This window comes from Nocardioides guangzhouensis, assembly GCF_004519545.1.
Lineage (GTDB): Bacteria > Actinomycetota > Actinomycetes > Propionibacteriales > Nocardioidaceae > Nocardioides > Nocardioides guangzhouensis.
The window spans coordinates 1-446 of sequence record NZ_SDKM01000147.1; the positions used below are offsets into that span (position 1 = coordinate 1).

1 protein-coding gene is annotated in these 446 nt (G+C 73.1%); it reads right to left on the reverse strand.

Annotated elements, in window-relative coordinates:
• Positions 1-47: 47 nt before the first annotated feature.
• On the reverse strand, positions 48-446 hold a 399-nt coding region (locus EKO23_RS24880), incomplete at its 5' end, for a winged helix-turn-helix domain-containing protein (RefSeq protein ID WP_175582743.1).

Here is a 446-nt window from a genome sequence, read left to right on the forward strand (position 1 = left end):
CTCGCTGGCGCTCGCTCCTCAACCAGCGGGGTGCTGCCGATCGGTGGTCAGGGCTCGAGGGTGTACCCCAGGCCGCTGGAGGTGAGCAGGTGGCGAGGGTGGGCGGGGTCGGTCTCGAGCTTGCGGCGCAGCTGGGCGGCGTAGACGCGCAGGTAGTGCGTCTCCCGCTCGTAGCCCGGGCCCCACACCTCGCGGAGCACCTGCTCACGGGTGACCAGGCGGCCGACGTTGCGGGCGAGCAGCTCGAGGAAGGCCCACTCGGTCGGGGTCAGGGGTACGTCGCTCCCGGAGCGTGCGACCTTCTTGCGGGCCAGGTCGACGACCAGGTCCCCGACCTCGACGACCGGCTCGGTGCCGGCGCCCTCGCGGGACCGGCGTACGGCGGCGCGGAGCCGCGCCATCAGCTCGTTCATCGCGAACGGCTTGGTGACGTAGTCGTCCGCGCC